This is a genomic window from Pseudoalteromonas ardens (assembly GCF_030125445.1).
In the GTDB taxonomy this organism is placed as follows: domain Bacteria; phylum Pseudomonadota; class Gammaproteobacteria; order Enterobacterales; family Alteromonadaceae; genus Pseudoalteromonas; species Pseudoalteromonas ardens.
The window spans coordinates 138,750-153,728 of record NZ_JASJUV010000007.1 but is presented as its reverse complement, the minus strand read 5'-3'; the positions used below and the strand labels follow the sequence as shown (position 1 = coordinate 153,728).

Sequence of the window (14,979 nt, the reverse complement as noted above, 5' to 3'; positions counted from 1 at the left end):
TAGCAGTGATTTACTCCCTTACCCAAAGCACATACACTAGGCGCTGGCTTTACGAATTCAGGAAGTAGTTATGATCACGGTAGGTATCGACTTAGGCACCACCAATAGTGCTGTCAGCTATTGGGATGGTGAAAAAAGTGTATTAATTCCCAACTCTCTGGGTGATTACCTGACCCCATCGGTGGTCGGGGTGGACAATAGCGGCGAGATATTAGTGGGTAAAGCGGCCAAAGAGCGGCTGATCTCACACCCACTAAAAACCACGGCATTATTCAAACGCTATATGGGCACACAACGCACAGTAACGCTTGGAAAGCAGCATTATACCGCCGCTGAGTTATCATCACTGGTGCTCAAATCACTCAAAGCCGATGCCGAAGCCCAACTATCGCAACCTGTTACACAAGCAGTGATCAGTGTGCCAGCGTACTTCAATGACTATCAGCGTAAAGCCACTAAGCTGGCCGCAGAGCTGGCCGGGCTGGAAGTACTGAGACTGATCAATGAACCCACAGCCGCGGCACTGGCATACGGTTTACAATCACAAGAAGATGACACCCATTATCTGATCCTGGATTTAGGTGGCGGTACCTTCGATGTCACCATTCTCGAATACTTCGATCGCGTCATGGAAGTCAAGGCGTCGGCTGGTGACAATCATCTGGGCGGCGAAGACTTTACCGGTTTACTGATCTCGGACTTTTTGCGTCAGCATCAGTTAGAGCCGCAACAACTGAATGAACACCAACAACAAAACCTGACCCGACTTATCGACGAGTGTAAGTGCGGTTTAAGTGGCGAAAAGCAAACCCAGTTTGACATAGAACTGTCTAACCAGACCTTGCGCTATGAATTAACCGAAGAAAAAATGCGCGAGATCTGCCAGCCTCTACTCAATCGCTTGCTGACTCCTATTGAACGCGCGTTTAACGATGCCGGACTGTCTCCCTCAGACATAGATCATATTGTCATGGTAGGCGGTGCATCGCGTATGAATATCTATAAACAATGTCTGATCAAAGCACTAAAATGCTTCCCCACAACTCAACTCGACCCGGATCTGGTAGTCGCCCTCGGTGCTGGTATACAAGCCGGTCTGGTTGATAAAGATGAAGCACTGGATGATGTGGTACTGACCGACGTATCCGCCTTTAGCCTGGGCACGGGTACCCACAATGAGCACGATCATGATGGCAAAGTGGGTAACTACTTTACTCCCATTATTGAACGCAATACGGTATTACCATGCAGCAAAGAAAATACATTTTTCCCTGTCCATAAATCCCAGGAACACCTGTTGATCACAGTCTATCAGGGGGAAAGCCGGTATGTTAAAAACAACATCAAACTCGGCGAAATTGATGTGCCGCTGCCCAAGGCAGATAACATCGAGGACAAACTAGTCCGGGTACGCTTTACGTACGATGTAAGCGGCCTGCTGGAAGTAGATATTACCGTAGAGCAAACTCAGCAAACCATTAGCCAGACCTTTGAACAATCTTCCTCTGTGTTGTCGGACAAAGAAAAAGCCCAGCTGAAAGAAAAAATGCAAAAGCTCAAAGTCCATCCGCGAGATCAGCAGCGTAACCGCCTGCTAATGGCTAAACTGGAACGTATCTATGAACAAAGCCGCGCTCAGTACCGTGAACAAATTGCTGAGCTGATCGCATTCTGGGAAGCCGCGTTAAGCGCTCAGGATAACCAACGCATTGATCAGGCTTATGAGGAAATTACTCAGTTTTTAAAAGAGTTAGGTGAATAAAGTGACAGAAAACCCCTGGGAAATACTGGGTGTCGACCCCAGTGCAGACAAAAAAGCCATAAAACGCGCCTATACAAGTAAGCTCAAGCTGTGTAAACCCGATGAAGATCCGGAAGGGTTTCAGCGGCTGCGTGCCGCCTATGACGCAGCACTGGTACATCTGGAAGCACAGCCTCAGCAGCGAGTGAAATTAAGCGCAACAGATGAACATCCATCAGCACATGCAGAACCCGAAACCGTCACGCCGGAGATTTTACCAGACACAACCCCGGCGGCTCAGTTTGAGCCACCCCAGGCACAATCCAGCTCGCCGCCTCAGCTCGATTCAGAGATGCAGGAGTTTGACACTGAGTTAACAGAGTTGCTGGACAATTCGTATCGCCGCAATCAACAAGGGGCCTGGCAGTTGCTCATTGAGCACCCAGCCTGTGTCAATGTACAAAGCCGCCGGGCCGCGTCGCACCGAATATTCCACAGCGTGCTGAACTATCAAAAGTCAGAACGCGCAGAAGTCACCCCGCTGGACATAGAAGTATTGGTATTTCTGAGCCTGCATTTTGACTGGGCGGAAGATCAGGAACTGGAGCAACAGGTGGGTCATCCCGACTTTTACAATATGACCCATAAAGAGATGCCAGAACCAGAGATCCGCATTGAACCGGTGGGTGATACCAGCAACATTGCCAACCTGTTTATTGGCCTGACCATACTCTGTGCCCTTGGCCTGATCATGATTTCTATCTAAGCGTCTGGTACCTCTGCGGTCTGTTTAACTGACTGAGGTAACAGGCCGTGACTATGTTTGCGCCACCAGGTGGCCAACACAGAGCCACTGACATTGTGCCAGATCGAAAACAAAGTACCCGCCAGTGCACTGGCGGGGGCAAAAAACTTCATCGCCAGCGCAACTGCCAGTCCGGAGTTTTGTAGCCCCACTTCCAGTGCAATCGTACGACAGCTCGTTTCAGGTAAACCCAGCTGCTTCGCCACCAGATATCCGAGCGACAAACCCGTCGTATTATGCAACACCACCGCCAGCGCGACTATCGGCCCTATGGTTGGTAAGGTTGCCGCATTTAATGCCACCACAATCGCGATGATCAACACAATTGCAGCCACGGAGAATAGCGGTAAAAGCGGTGCAAGCCGCTGAATAGATGTGCTAAAAAAATAATTGAGGAGCACACCTGTCAGCACAGGGAACAACACAATTTTGAGTAAGTTCAGCATCATACCTGCCAGTGGAATATCAACCACCTGACCTGCCAGTAACTCAACCAACAATGGAGTCAACACCACACCCACAAGGGTGCTCATGGCCGTCATCGAAATAGACAGGGCCACATCACCTTTGGCCAGAAAACACATCACATTGCTGGCTGTCCCGCCTGCGACACAGCCAACCAGTACCATGCCTAAAGTCAGATCGGCATCAAACTGAAACAACATCGCGATCAGTAACGCCACCAGTGGCATTACGCTAAACTGCAACACCAGACCTATCAGCACCGCTTTAGGCTGACTCAGTACATGACGAAAGTCTGCCGGTGTCAGGGTTAATCCCATCGTCAGCATAATAAACGCAAGTAATGGAATGATGGTGGCTTTTAAAGCGACAAAAGGTTCAGGTGTATAAAATGCAAAGACACTGAGCAAAATCGCCCAGAGTGGAAACAGTTGGATGATAAAACGCAGCATATAAGGCGCTCAGTATGGCAATCAAGATGACTCAGTTATACCGTAATTAATCGGGAAAACAAATCCTGCCTCTGTGGCTCGTTTTTTATCACCTATATGATAAGGTTAGGCCCTGTATCGTGGATTTATGCGAAGGACTGACATGGCCGAGTACCGCTTTTTATCTTATCGTTTTGATTGCCAGACTCATACACTAAAACGAGGAAAACAACTTCTGGAGCTGCGCCCCAAAGCTGCCAAAGTGCTAAGTTATTTGCTGCAACATGCCAATACCGTGGTCTCCAAACAGGAGATAATCGAAGCCGTGTGGGGCCATCCTCATGTGCAGGAGCATCGCCTGTTTCAACTGATCAGTGAACTTAGAAAGCTGGCCCCCGAACAAGACCTGATCCGCACCTACCCTAATCAGGGCTACAGTTGGCAGGTAAAAACCAAAGTGGTTTTGCCGCCCTCGCGTCAGCGGATCGCCCTGGCAGCATCATTGCTCCTGTCTGTTGGCGTCGCCAGCGGCGCTTATCTGAACAATCAGCCTGCATCCTCCAGCACACCGGCGCTGCTGCCAGCTTTGTCGGCATACCACAAAGCCATTGTGGCCTTTGAGCACCAGAAGTACCCGCAGGCGCAGCAGTGGCTGACTTTCAGTTTACAAGAAAACCCTGAGTCAATTGAGGCGCAATTGCTGCTGGCCGAAACCTTATTACAAATGAATGAAACAGCGCAGGCACAGCACTATGCCAGTCAGGTGGTTCAGCACACGGCAGTGAATAGCTATTATTTTTCACAAGCGTCAGATCTGCTCAGCCGGCTCTCAGTCAGTCAGGCGCGCTTCTCCGAGGCGCTAAACTTCGCCATTCAGGGACAGCAAGCCATAGATCAGCAAGCAATTTGCAGCGCGGTGGTCATGCGACAGCGCATCGCCGATTTGATCGTCGCGCAACCGGAATCGTTACAGTCTGCAACACTGCACAGTGCCACAGCACAACTCGCTCACGGATCAGCCCCCACCAACACAGCGCAAAATATCGACTCACAGCAGTCCGAGCTGTGCAAGCAGCTCACCCAACCCGGGCCAACTTCGATGCGACTTTGTACACCGTCCAATGGCGCTCACATAGGTCGAGAGAGACTTGCTTAACCAGTTGATTTGATTACTTTGATAGAAATTTATAGGTCATTTTAAGGCGAATTTAAAAGCCATTGTCAGCCAGCTTAGTTATAACCAGGGCATCTTTTTTGTCAGCTGGATATTTACTATGACCTTGTCTACTTCTGTTTCAACGTTTCTGCTTGGCACAGCATTACTGAGTGCCTCTCCTTTGGCCGCAGAGCCAAACACCCCAACGACTGCCAAAGCAGGCTCCCCACAACAACAAGCCAAAAATAAATTGCGCGCGCTGGTCGGGACAAACATCGATTTTGACCTGCACCCCTATTCAGATGACTTCTTTCGCCTGACACTCGGTAACGAACACCTGCTGTTGTCAAAAGATGGTAATTACCTGTTCAGTGGTCGTGTAATTGATGTGCGCAATCGGGTTGATCACATCGCTAAGATACAGCAAATTGCCAATCAACAAAAAATGGCTGATATACCTTATGAGCAATTATTAACCTACCCGGCACAGGATGAAAAATACCGCATCACAGTGTTCACCGACATCGACTGCCCGTACTGCCGTAAATTTCACAAGGAACTGCCCGCGCTTAATCAACAGGGCGTCACAGTCCATTATGTGATGATACCCAGAGGTCGAGCAGGCAGCCCTGCCTATCAAAAAACGGCGGCAACGCTCTGCGCTGAGCGACCAAACCAGGCTATGGATGCCGCAATGCGCAGCACGCCCGCGCCTTTAGAAAACACAGAGTGCGAACACTCACTGGATACTCAGGTTTCACTGGCACAACAGTTTGGGTTTCAGTCAACACCCACTATCCTGCTGCCCAATGGGGAAGCTGTCCCGGGTTACTTACCAGCCAGAGATCTGGTGGCGCGGCTGGCGCAGCGCTAGCCCCGGTTCTGCCACTCTGAAAGGCGGTGTAATTGGCATTCCGACACAAACGGGTTATTATTCAATCATTCATAATGGCCCTTGCCAGATCCAAATGGCGCGAGAAATACGGGTAGTACGATCGGAAGTTCGATGTTAATGATGCGCTTACAGAGCCTGCTCAGGCCAGGATACCAAGGCTTAATTCGCTACACCCTGCTGACGTTGCTATTGTGCTCCTCAGTGGCTCAGGCGTTTTCCATCACAGAAGCAAAGCGCCAGCTAGACGACGCGCAAGACCTCAGAAGCAGCTCGCCTCACTCTGCGATCAAGTTGCTGGCCCAACTCGCAGATGAGCCGGATCTGAAGTCGTATCCGGAAGAGTATTATGAAACGTTAATGGCGCTGGCTCATACCCTGATCAGTCAGGGCGACTACGATAAAGCGCAACAGCGCAGTGAGCAACTACAGCACTTTGCCATCGCGCAAAGCAACCCCTACCACCATGCCTATTCCTTTTTGTTATTGGGATTTATCGCGGACAACCAAAGCCGCTTTGATCAGGCGCAGGCCTATTACAACGATGCACTCGACACCGCGATTGATGCCAATGATAACGAAATGATTGCACAATCCTATGAACGCATTTCTGCGGTACTGCGGCGCCAGGACAAATACATCGAAGCCCTGAAGGTGGCTCAGAAATCCATCAATGTACTCAGCATTCTGGGAGAAACAGAAGTCTACGCCAGAGCGCTGGTTAACCTGGGGATTATTCAGACCGCACTGGGGGATCATGAGAGTGCGCTGGAAACCTTCACCCGCTCTTTTGAGCTCAGCCGGGAGCTGAGTTTTGACAAAGGTATCGCCGACTCCATTTATGAATCTGGCGTGGTGTATCAGCGCATGGAAAACTACCCTGCCGCGCTGAAACACTTTAAGATGGCACATGAACTCGATGAAAAGTCGGGTAACCTGATGGACATAGGCAACAGTGCTATGCGCAGCGGGTTTATGGCACTCGAGACCGGCGACCTGAAAGAAGCAGAATACTTCGCAACCAAGTCACAAAAGCTCTATACACAGATTGACTCAAAAAGTGGCCTGACTCGCAGTTACAACCTGCAAGCCCGGATAGCACTCAAATCGGAGCAAACAGCACTGGCAACAGAGTATGTGGAACAATCGCTAGAAATAGCCAATAACTATAACCTGACAGGCTATTTAGTTGCTTCTCAGCTGACTCAGGCACACATTGCTGCGGCCTCACAAGACCACGAAACAACGCTTGAACGGGCGCATCAAGCCCTCGCCACTGCAACACTGATTAATGACAAAGACGGTCAAATCAAATCCTATCAACTGCTGGCAAATACTTACCAGGCGATTAAAGATCCGCAAAATGCCCTCGACGCGCACCTGAAATTTACCCAGCTCAGAGATGATCTGGGCAACAGTCAGCACAATCTGACACTGGCCGCTTTGCAAAGCCGGGTTGAGTTTATTCGCAAACAACAAGAAATCGAAACTCTCAATCTCGACCGGGCATTGAAGGACACTCAACTCAGAGAACGTGAATGGCAACTCAAGGCATGGTGGTTCGGCACAGCCGGGGTGTTTATGCTGGTGCTCGCGATTGGTTATCGGCAAGTCAAAAAACGCAAACTGGCTGCCGAGCGCGCGGCTCTGCTGCAAGAAGTGGTCGACAAGAAAAATGCGATGCTGGCAGATGTCTCTCATGAGATCCGCACCCCACTCACGGCACTGCAGCTGCAGGTTGAAGCGTTACAGTTTAATATCGCCCAGGATGTCGATGCCTCCTACAACACGATCAATCGTAAATTGTCAGATATTAACCGCCTTATCTCAGACATTCACCAGCTGGCCATGGCCGATTCACAGAGTCTGTATCTCAACCTGGTGCAATGTAACCTCACCGAAGTCATGACACTCTGGGAGCAGGAGTTTGCTCAGTTCTCGCACGGAAAAGGCTTTGACTGGGAAGCCAACATTCAGCTAACAGGCGCAGTGACTGTGAGTTGGGACATGGATCGCATTAAGCAGGTACTCACAAACTTAATCGCCAACAGCACCTTGTATACCGACAAACCGGGTAAACAGCGGCTCAAGGTCTGGCAACAGCATAAAAAAATACACATTACCCTGGAAGACACTGCACCGGGCGTGATTGATGAACACCTGAGCGAGATATTCGAGCGATTGTTCCGGGTAGAAAAGTCCAGGAGTCGGCGTACCGGCGGCTCGGGTCTGGGCCTGGCCATCTGTAAAAGCCTGATAGAAGCGCATCATGGTAAAATAATGGCCCAGCATAGTGAGCTGGGCGGATTGAAAATCGTGATAGTGCTTCCGATAGAGGTTAACTAAGGCGCTTGCTCCCGTTCCTGACTGCCATAATCGCGCATCACCCCGGCGACACGGATACGGTAGTGCTGAAACATCTGCCGTCTACCCTGTTGCTGCGCCGCTCTGTGCTCTTCTTGCATCCGCCACTGCTGTACAGCAGCTTCATCCCGCCAGAATGACAGTGAGAGCAACCGCTCAGGGTCATTCAGGCTTTGATACCGCTCAATTGATATAAACCCGTCGATGTTTTGCAGTCTGGGCTTAAGATCTGCCGCGATATCCAGGTAGGTCTGTCGCATGGTCCGGTGAGGCGTCACCTCAAAGATAACGGCGATCACAATGCCTTCACTCCCTGCAGATAAGTTTGTTCTATACAGGATAAGAAGCTGCGCTTTTCCTGCAAAATAAAGCCCGCTTCTAAGGCAAAGAGAAAATTGGCCCGCCCTTGTTGATCTGCTTTCAGGCGCACGCGGTACGCCTCATATTCAGCCAGACTGGTAAAGCTGATCAGGCCATAAGCGACAAAATTAGTGCCCTCATGGGGCGCAAAATAGCCAATCAGTTCACCACCACACCTTGGGATGATCTCACCCCAATTTCGGGCATATTGCTCGAACAAGTCCAGCTTACCCGGGTCAATCCGATACTCAATAAAACACGTGATCATAATGCATTGTCTCCGCTTGCGTTTTTCGGCACTATATCGACCACTCAATATCCATGCTTCGGCCCATATCGAACTATCTAATGCACGATCCCGACATCACAGTAATTGCCAGCTTGATTGGTGAACCTACCAGGGCACGTATGCTCCTCGCCTTAATGTCGGGTAAAGCCCTGACAGCAACAGAGTTGGCACTTGAAGCAGACATCACTGCTCAGACGGCAAGCAGCCACCTGTCAAAATTGCTGGACAGTTCACTCATTACGGTCAGAAAACAAGGCAGACACAAATACTTTCAACTTAAAAGTCAGGCTGTTGCGGAATTAATTGAGCAGCTACTCACACTCAGTAGCAGCACGACACTGAAAACCAACACCGGGCCAAACGATCCTTACCTTCGACAAGCACGGGTGTGTTATGACCATATTGCCGGTGAACTGGGCGTTCAGCTCTATGATGCGCTGGTCGCGGCGAACTACCTAGAAGATAAACAAGCACAGACTTTGCTGACTCCCCGAGGCACTGCTTTTTTTGAGCAGCTGGGCGTCTGTTTTAGCACCTTTAGAGAGAAAAAGCGCCCGATCTGTAAATCATGTTTGGATTGGAGTGAAAGACGCAATCACCTGGCTGGTAGTCTGGGAAACTGGATCCTGAATGATGCACTTGAACGAGGCTGGCTGCAAAGAGTACCCGATTCACGAGCACTCATTTTCAGTGGTGAAGCGCACAGGAGGCGCTTTGCTAAATCCTATGGTTTAAAGCTCACAGACAATACTGAGAAATAATTTTATAGACCTGATTAATGTTGTCACCGGCTTTAAATTCTTTGGTCAGCGGCTCAGGCTCAGAACCTATCCAGATTTTTAGTTCAGCATCCAAATCAAAATGACCAGCCGACTCCTTACTGAACTTAGTGATTTTGCCGTAAGGAATGCTGAGCATTTCCACTTTAGAGCCGGTGACACCTTGCTTATCTACCAGGATAAGTCGTTTGTTAGTAAACACAAACATATCCCGAATGACTTTATAAGCCTGCTCAACGCTTTCCCCGTCAATCAGGGTATCGTTTAACAGCTTGTCCAGCTCATCGCTGTCTACTTCACTGGCGTTACCCAATAATCCACTTAATAGTCCCATCTGATTGCTCCTTTTATTTAATCAGCCACAAGCTTAGTAACATAACACCTGTTTGTCGAAAGCCTTATCTTATTGCTCGCCTACGCTGCCATAAGATAAGGCTCTCGGCCTTGATGCTTGTCTTTTCGACGATAGCTGCCTTTGCCTTTTTTACTTTTTTCAACTTTGCATTTGAACAAAGGGCTGGTCACTAATGCTTTCAAGGCATTGTCTTTAATGTCGCCACGCTGATGGTCGTGGGACTGGCTGCGTTTGCTTGCCATACTTTATGTGCTCCTGATTATGAGATGAAATATTAGCCAGTTGTGGCCGCGCTGATTATTGATGTATTCAGGCCGCTATGCAAGTATATTTTGATGGCAACGCGTAAAAAATTTTGCTTCCTTTGCGCTGCAAATCAAGATTGTAACTCTCTATGAGCTATACTTTTTTCTTCAAAGTTGACTGACTCTGTTAAACCCTATGCGTAGCATTAAAACCTCAAACGGCCTCACCCTGAGTTACCAGGACTGTGGTAACCGACATGCACCAGCCATTATCCTGATCATGGGACTGGGTGCACAAATGACCGTATGGCCCGATGAGCTGTATTTTGGTCTGGTCGACAGAGGATTTAGGGTGATCCGCTTCGATAATCGCGATACCGGATTATCGAGTCACCTGGACGAACAAGGCACTCCCAATCTATTCAAAACCTGGTTACGTCGTAAAGTACCCTTTGGCAAACAAGCGCCCTACTCACTGGAAGATATGGCCGATGATGTACTGGCGCTGATGAAGGCCTTAAAAATAAAGAAAGCGCATCTGGTCGGCGCATCTATGGGCGGCATGATTGCACAGATCCTGGCGGCCAAACAACGCAAAAAGGTACTCAGCCTGACTTCGATTATGTCTAGCGCTAACAACCAGTTAATCTCAGGGAAAAGCCTGGGGATATTATTGAAACTGGCTCGACTAACACCGCGTAATAACAGCCCTCAGGCCGCGATTTCCTATAATGTCAGACTTAACCAACTGATTGGGAGTCCGGCCTACCCGCGAGACGAACAAACTCTGCGTGAACAGGCGACCATGCACATCAGCCGAGCCCATAACCCGGCCGGCTTTAAACGCCAGCTTGCTGCCATCACCGCCAGCGGTGACAGGCGCCATTTACTCACCCGGATTAAAGCACCCACTTTGGTGATCCACGGCACTCATGATCCCATTTTCCCGCTGACAGCCGGCCAGCAAACCGCCGCCGAGATCCGTAAGGCAAGACTCAAAATAGTAGAAGGCCTGGGCCATGACTTTCCGCCTATGCTGATGGGTAAAATGGCTAAGTGGATTGCCAAACACGTGAAAAAAGCCGAACTCAAACGACTTAAAAAGAAGCGAAAGAAAAAAGCAACGACTGAGCAAGTCGGGCAACCATCAACACAAACAAATAAGCCCGACCCGTCCAATTAAGCCCGGCGTGAAATATTCGCTTTTCTTATATGCCACTTTCCCGGTATGCTTACAACACATCAGACCAGTTCAGATCATCAACATGAAAACACGCATTACCGACTTACTCGGCATAGAAAAACCCATTGTTTTACCCGGCATGAGCTGGATCTCGGTTCCTGAACTTGTGGCGGCTGTGTGTAACGCCGGTGGACTGGGGATTTTGGCCACCGGACCACTGACACAAGAACAAACACGCCAGGCCATCGCCAAAATTCGTACCCTGACCGACAAACCCTTTGGCGTCGGGATCACCTTGCTGATGCCCGGCGCAAAAGAAAATGCCAAGGTGGCTTTGGCTGAGCAGGTGCCGGTGATTAATTTTTCACTGGGTAAAGGCGACTGGATAGTAGAAGGCGTAAAACGCTACGGCGGTAAAACCATTGCCACAGTGGTCACCGAAAAACACGCACTGGCTGCACAAAAAAGTGGCGCCGATGCCTTGCTGGTCACCGGTCATGAAGCCGCTGCTCATGGCGGTGAAGTCACGTCGTTGTGCTTAGTGCCTAACATTGCTGAACTCGTCGATATCCCTGTGATAGCAGCTGGCGGGTTTTCCGATGGCAAAGGCTTACTGGCTGCACTGGCATTAGGCGCTGATGCCGTAGCCATGGGTTCTCGCCTGGCTACCAGCACGCAAAGCCCGGTCCATCAGACCGTCAAACAAGCGGTGGTCGACAAAAAAGTGGCGGACACCATTTACTCTAAAAACTTCGACGGCCTGTATGCGCGGGTAATGAAAACCCCGATGGCAGAAAAAGTCACCCGCCGTCCAATGAACCCTGTATTGGCCGTCTTTAAATCCTTCAAAGCGTCAAAATTGGTCGATATGCCGCTGTGGAAGTTACTACTGGGACTCCTGGCCCAGTTTGACAAAATCCGCATGCTGACTCTGTTTGGTGCCGCCACCGAAAAACTGGAGGCCGCCACCGTAGCAGGCGACCTGGAAAACGGCGTGCAGTTTATTGGCCAGTCTCAGGGGATGATCCGTGATATCGAACCTGTTGAAGTACTGATGGAACGCATTATGGTTGAAGCAGAAGCCGAACATACCCGGATCAACAAACTCATGATGCAATGACCTTAAGCTCATATTCGCTCACGCTAAACAGCGATGCATGTTAGCCAAGCGATGGGGTGCTCTTACAAGGGGTCTGTGTAATAATTAACTGTAATTAAAACACTTAATCTTATCCAGACACCCAGATGCAACAGGTAATCGACATCCAGTGGTGGCAGCTGGGCTTATTCAGCCTGACCTTGCTACTTCCCTTTACCATCAACGCGCTGTACCAACTCAAGATTGGCCAGGAAGCAGTTGTCGGACTGATCCGCATGGTCTTGCAGTTATTACTGGTCGGCCTGTATCTGGAGTATCTGTTTACCCTCAACAACTTGTGGGTAAACCTGGCCTGGTTGCTGGTGATGCTGCTGATCGGCAGCAGCGCAATTATCAGCAAAGCCCGGCTCCCCAGACGGCCGTTATTTCTGGCCGTCTTTACGGGTTTATGTGCAGGGCTGTTGCCTTTACTGAGCTTCATTACGGTAGTGGTTGTCCAGCCAACCCCGTATTACCATGCTCAGTACCTGATCCCGCTGGCAGGCATGTTGCTGGGCAACAGCCTCAATGCCAATATCGTTTGCCTGCAACACTTCTTCGATGCCTTTAAAACCCGCTGGTCGGAGTATGAAGCCGCGCTCTCACTGGGCGCTCCGGTGCGCGCAGCCACCCTGCCCTTTGTACAAAACGCCTTGCAAAAAGCACTGGCGCCCATCCTGGCCACTATGGCTACTACCGGACTGGTTTCACTACCCGGCATGATGACGGGCCAGATCCTTGGCGGCGCCAGCCCCATGGTCGCTATCAAATATCAGGTGATGATCATGATAGCCGTCTGGGTCATGATGAGTGTGTCTATCACGATGTGTTTATTTATTGCGGTACGCAATGTGATCAGTCCACACGGCAGACTACATTCTGAATGCCTGGGACTGAAAGCAAACAAACATAGAACATCATTAGACCCATAAACGATAAACCCGCCTTCAGTGGGCCTGTCACCTCGGTTTCTGCGAAGCGCCTTGAGCTTTGGATTGGTTTCTGGAACAATTTCACACTTCTATATCCACGCAATTTATTTTGAGCCTTGCAGATTTAGGTGTCTATTTAACGCTGCGCACTTAGCACTAACAAAAACAGGCTCAATGTATCCAAAATTCATTCAAAGGAATAATTATGAATCTTTTAAAAAAAATATCTGTCTCACTCATTTTCCTGGTCAGCCTTCCTGCTTTTGCTGATTCTTTTTGTACAGGCAAGGTTACAAAACTAGGTGTTGGCCGTCATGGGGTTGTTTATGTATCTGGTCCCGGCGGTTTGCCGGTCGTTTACTTGTGTAATCTTCAGGGTAAGAGCAATGGTATCGAGACTGAAAGTTGTAAAGCAATGTATAGCTCACTGCTGGCCGCGAAGGCGCAAAACAAAACAGTAAGCATTACATTTAACCCTAGTATTGGGTCTTGTTCAGAGCTAGGCTCGTGGAGATATGCGCAAAATGTCAATTGGGTGATTTCTGAATAACATAACCTGAGACTCTGCGCCAATGGCTTAATGATTGCCATTGGCGCTTCCTACCTTCATGTAGCGTAGCGTTTATATTAAATAACTATCTGGACCTGTAGCACCAGAAAGCAGCAATAAGCCAGTTTAGCGCTCTCTTTTCCGTAGATGGAACCAATAAACCATTTTGTTACGCCCCCTGACTCTTGGCGTGGTTATTCCCAAAACTACAATCGTGCTCTGAGCGCTTATAAACATTTTTCATCCAAACTTTCCTGTTCTTTGCTGTTTTGACCTGCTCAGGTAGAGCGTAAATCAGCAACAAGTAGTCCCCCGTTTCAATATCTTTGTCATTAAACGAGGGAGAGTTGGCATCTGAAACCATAACGGGTTGAATCACAGCAGTCTTGCTATTTCCGCGTAACTTCAACCTCTCTACGGTGCCCAAGCCTGATGCCGAGTGGAAGTGGCCGTTCAAATGAACCAGTTTATGCTCAGGATGCGCAGCCAATGCCTTATCAATTGACTCAGCCATGGTGTCATCACGTACCACCTGAGCATGGTAAGAATTCAAATTGGGCTTAACCCGCTTTGGGTCGTTGTCACTGCTTATGGATTTGAGCTTTTTATTCATTAACCCAGTGAATTTTTCAAAATAGGCGCCTTCCTCGGGCATATAAAACGAAGAAGCTATTTGATTTTTTCGTTGGGCTGGTACTTTATCCAGCACACTGAGACCCTCTCTACCTATACACACAACGATGTCTTTTGGTGCATTGGCAGCAATGACTGGCAAATCATGTTGTTTTGCCATTTCTACCAATGGACGGTAACTGCTTTTATAGTTTTCCCAGGCGCGACCAAAATGACGAAGAGGCCACTCGCCTATCTTACCAGCCAGGTAATCGTCTACGATTGGCTGAACATCACGTTCAAATTGTTCCATAGATAAAATCACTTTTTCGCCGCTGTCCAGCATACGGTGGTAAATTGCAGCTTGTGCCAGGTGATTACCGGGGTGACCATGATTTTCCCCAATAAAGACAACATCATAGTCAAGTAGCCCGCCATTATTAAAGCTAAGGTCCACCACAACGGGCTTGCCACTTCTTACATCAATGAGTTCATAGTCATACAAATTAACCAGCGGTCGAGTGAGCTGCCACCCAGCTTTCGTTGCAACTAACTTTTGTGAAGGTGATGAATTGTGTTGACTTGAACAAGCACTTAAAAAAGTAAAGGTGATGGCAATACAAGCCGTACAAAGTTTATTCACGAGACACTTTCCTCTTGAAAAATAGTGCAGAAATATTTGCAT

Annotated in this window: 16 protein-coding genes; 10 read left to right on the top strand and 6 right to left on the bottom strand. The window is 49.1% G+C overall.

What is annotated here, in order from left to right; translation table 11 throughout:
• Window positions 1-70: 70 nt before the first annotated feature.
• Window positions 71-1,762, top strand: coding sequence for a molecular chaperone HscC (locus QNM19_RS19290; protein WP_049865524.1), 1,692 nt, complete (start codon window positions 71-73; stop codon window positions 1,760-1,762).
• Complete coding sequence (locus tag QNM19_RS19285; protein ID WP_284027105.1) at window positions 1,755-2,507, top strand: J domain-containing protein; 753 nt, start codon at window positions 1,755-1,757, stop codon at window positions 2,505-2,507. The genes QNM19_RS19290 and QNM19_RS19285 overlap by 8 nt, the downstream gene beginning before the upstream one ends.
• Here QNM19_RS19285 and QNM19_RS19280 read toward each other — a convergent pair.
• Window positions 2,504-3,460, bottom strand: coding sequence for a bile acid:sodium symporter family protein (locus QNM19_RS19280; RefSeq protein ID WP_284027104.1), 957 nt, complete (start codon window positions 3,458-3,460; stop codon window positions 2,504-2,506). The genes QNM19_RS19285 and QNM19_RS19280 overlap by 4 nt on opposite strands.
• Window positions 3,461-3,602: 142 nt before the next feature.
• Between QNM19_RS19280 and QNM19_RS19275 the strand changes: the two genes are divergently transcribed.
• The 3 genes from QNM19_RS19275 (at window position 3,603) to QNM19_RS19265 (ending at window position 7,833) form a co-directional block, all read left to right on the top strand.
• On the top strand, window positions 3,603-4,595 hold the full coding sequence (locus tag QNM19_RS19275) for a winged helix-turn-helix domain-containing protein (protein ID WP_049863648.1): 993 nt from the start codon (window positions 3,603-3,605) through the stop codon (window positions 4,593-4,595).
• A gap of 118 nt (window positions 4,596-4,713) precedes the next feature.
• On the top strand, window positions 4,714-5,469 hold the full coding sequence (locus tag QNM19_RS19270) for a DsbC family protein (RefSeq protein ID WP_049863647.1): 756 nt from the start codon (window positions 4,714-4,716) through the stop codon (window positions 5,467-5,469).
• 138 nt (window positions 5,470-5,607) lie between these two features.
• Window positions 5,608-7,833: a tetratricopeptide repeat protein gene (locus QNM19_RS19265; protein WP_197094244.1), complete on the top strand. Its 2,226-nt coding sequence runs from the start codon at window positions 5,608-5,610 to the stop codon at window positions 7,831-7,833.
• On the opposite strand, the gene QNM19_RS19260 is transcribed toward QNM19_RS19265, so the two are convergent.
• Together QNM19_RS19260 and QNM19_RS19255 are read right to left on the bottom strand one after the other, a co-directional pair.
• On the bottom strand, window positions 7,830-8,150 hold the full coding sequence (locus tag QNM19_RS19260; protein WP_049863645.1) for an antibiotic biosynthesis monooxygenase family protein: 321 nt from the start codon (window positions 8,148-8,150) through the stop codon (window positions 7,830-7,832). The two genes, QNM19_RS19265 and QNM19_RS19260, sit on opposite strands and share 4 nt — an antisense overlap.
• A complete protein-coding gene (locus QNM19_RS19255) occupies window positions 8,147-8,479 on the bottom strand; it encodes an NIPSNAP family protein (protein WP_082225364.1) in 333 nt (110 codons plus the stop codon). Before QNM19_RS19255 ends, QNM19_RS19260 begins: the two co-directional genes overlap by 4 nt.
• A gap of 80 nt (window positions 8,480-8,559) precedes the next feature.
• Between QNM19_RS19255 and QNM19_RS19250 the strand changes: the two genes are divergently transcribed.
• On the top strand, window positions 8,560-9,261 hold the full coding sequence (locus tag QNM19_RS19250; protein ID WP_049863644.1) for an ArsR/SmtB family transcription factor: 702 nt from the start codon (window positions 8,560-8,562) through the stop codon (window positions 9,259-9,261).
• Here QNM19_RS19250 and QNM19_RS19245 read toward each other — a convergent pair.
• Both QNM19_RS19245 and QNM19_RS19240 read right to left on the bottom strand, forming a co-directional pair.
• Window positions 9,239-9,613 (bottom strand): PH domain-containing protein, encoded by a 375-nt coding sequence (locus tag QNM19_RS19245; RefSeq protein WP_058796197.1) that lies wholly within the window; start codon window positions 9,611-9,613, stop codon window positions 9,239-9,241. The two genes, QNM19_RS19250 and QNM19_RS19245, sit on opposite strands and share 23 nt — an antisense overlap.
• 80 nt (window positions 9,614-9,693) lie before the next feature.
• Window positions 9,694-9,876 carry an alternative ribosome-rescue factor A gene (locus QNM19_RS19240; protein ID WP_284027103.1) on the bottom strand — a complete coding sequence of 61 codons (183 nt, stop codon included), beginning with the start codon at window positions 9,874-9,876 and terminating at the stop codon, window positions 9,694-9,696.
• Between the two features lie 199 nt (window positions 9,877-10,075).
• On the opposite strand from QNM19_RS19240, the gene QNM19_RS19235 reads away from it, so the two are divergent.
• The 4 genes from QNM19_RS19235 (at window position 10,076) to QNM19_RS19220 (ending at window position 13,682) form a co-directional block, all read left to right on the top strand.
• Complete coding sequence (locus QNM19_RS19235; RefSeq protein WP_049863643.1) at window positions 10,076-11,062, top strand: alpha/beta fold hydrolase; 987 nt, start codon at window positions 10,076-10,078, stop codon at window positions 11,060-11,062.
• A gap of 82 nt (window positions 11,063-11,144) precedes the next feature.
• Window positions 11,145-12,182 (top strand): NAD(P)H-dependent flavin oxidoreductase, encoded by a 1,038-nt coding sequence (locus tag QNM19_RS19230; RefSeq protein ID WP_049863642.1) that lies wholly within the window; start codon window positions 11,145-11,147, stop codon window positions 12,180-12,182.
• Window positions 12,183-12,307: 125 nt separating this feature from the next.
• Window positions 12,308-13,132 carry an ABC transporter permease gene (locus QNM19_RS19225; protein ID WP_049863641.1) on the top strand — a complete coding sequence of 275 codons (825 nt, stop codon included), beginning with the start codon at window positions 12,308-12,310 and terminating at the stop codon, window positions 13,130-13,132.
• Between the two features lie 205 nt (window positions 13,133-13,337).
• Window positions 13,338-13,682 (top strand): hypothetical protein, encoded by a 345-nt coding sequence (locus QNM19_RS19220; protein ID WP_284027102.1) that lies wholly within the window; start codon window positions 13,338-13,340, stop codon window positions 13,680-13,682.
• 169 nt (window positions 13,683-13,851) lie between these two features.
• Here QNM19_RS19220 and QNM19_RS19215 read toward each other — a convergent pair whose 3' ends face one another.
• Window positions 13,852-14,937, bottom strand: a complete 1,086-nt coding sequence (locus tag QNM19_RS19215) for a ChaN family lipoprotein (protein WP_049863639.1) — start codon at window positions 14,935-14,937, stop codon at window positions 13,852-13,854.
• Window positions 14,938-14,979: the final 42 nt, after the last annotated feature.

Coding starts and splice junctions, on each gene's coding strand:
- QNM19_RS19290 (WP_049865524.1), top strand. CDS start 71: ATGATCACGGTAGGTATCGACTTAGGCACCACCAATAGTGCTGTCAGC.
- QNM19_RS19280 (WP_284027104.1), bottom strand. CDS start 3,460: ATGCTGCGTTTTATCATCCAACTGTTTCCACTCTGGGCGATTTTGCTC.
- QNM19_RS19275 (WP_049863648.1), top strand. CDS start 3,603: ATGGCCGAGTACCGCTTTTTATCTTATCGTTTTGATTGCCAGACTCAT.
- QNM19_RS19270 (WP_049863647.1), top strand. CDS start 4,714: ATGACCTTGTCTACTTCTGTTTCAACGTTTCTGCTTGGCACAGCATTA.
- QNM19_RS19265 (WP_197094244.1), top strand. CDS start 5,608: ATGATGCGCTTACAGAGCCTGCTCAGGCCAGGATACCAAGGCTTAATT.
- QNM19_RS19255 (WP_082225364.1), bottom strand. CDS start 8,479: ATGATCACGTGTTTTATTGAGTATCGGATTGACCCGGGTAAGCTGGAC.
- QNM19_RS19250 (WP_049863644.1), top strand. CDS start 8,560: ATGCACGATCCCGACATCACAGTAATTGCCAGCTTGATTGGTGAACCT.
- QNM19_RS19245 (WP_058796197.1), bottom strand. CDS start 9,613: ATGGGACTATTAAGTGGATTATTGGGTAACGCCAGTGAAGTAGACAGC.
- QNM19_RS19240 (WP_284027103.1), bottom strand. CDS start 9,876: ATGGCAAGCAAACGCAGCCAGTCCCACGACCATCAGCGTGGCGACATT.
- QNM19_RS19235 (WP_049863643.1), top strand. CDS start 10,076: ATGCGTAGCATTAAAACCTCAAACGGCCTCACCCTGAGTTACCAGGAC.
- QNM19_RS19230 (WP_049863642.1), top strand. CDS start 11,145: ATGAAAACACGCATTACCGACTTACTCGGCATAGAAAAACCCATTGTT.
- QNM19_RS19225 (WP_049863641.1), top strand. CDS start 12,308: ATGCAACAGGTAATCGACATCCAGTGGTGGCAGCTGGGCTTATTCAGC.
- QNM19_RS19220 (WP_284027102.1), top strand. CDS start 13,338: ATGAATCTTTTAAAAAAAATATCTGTCTCACTCATTTTCCTGGTCAGC.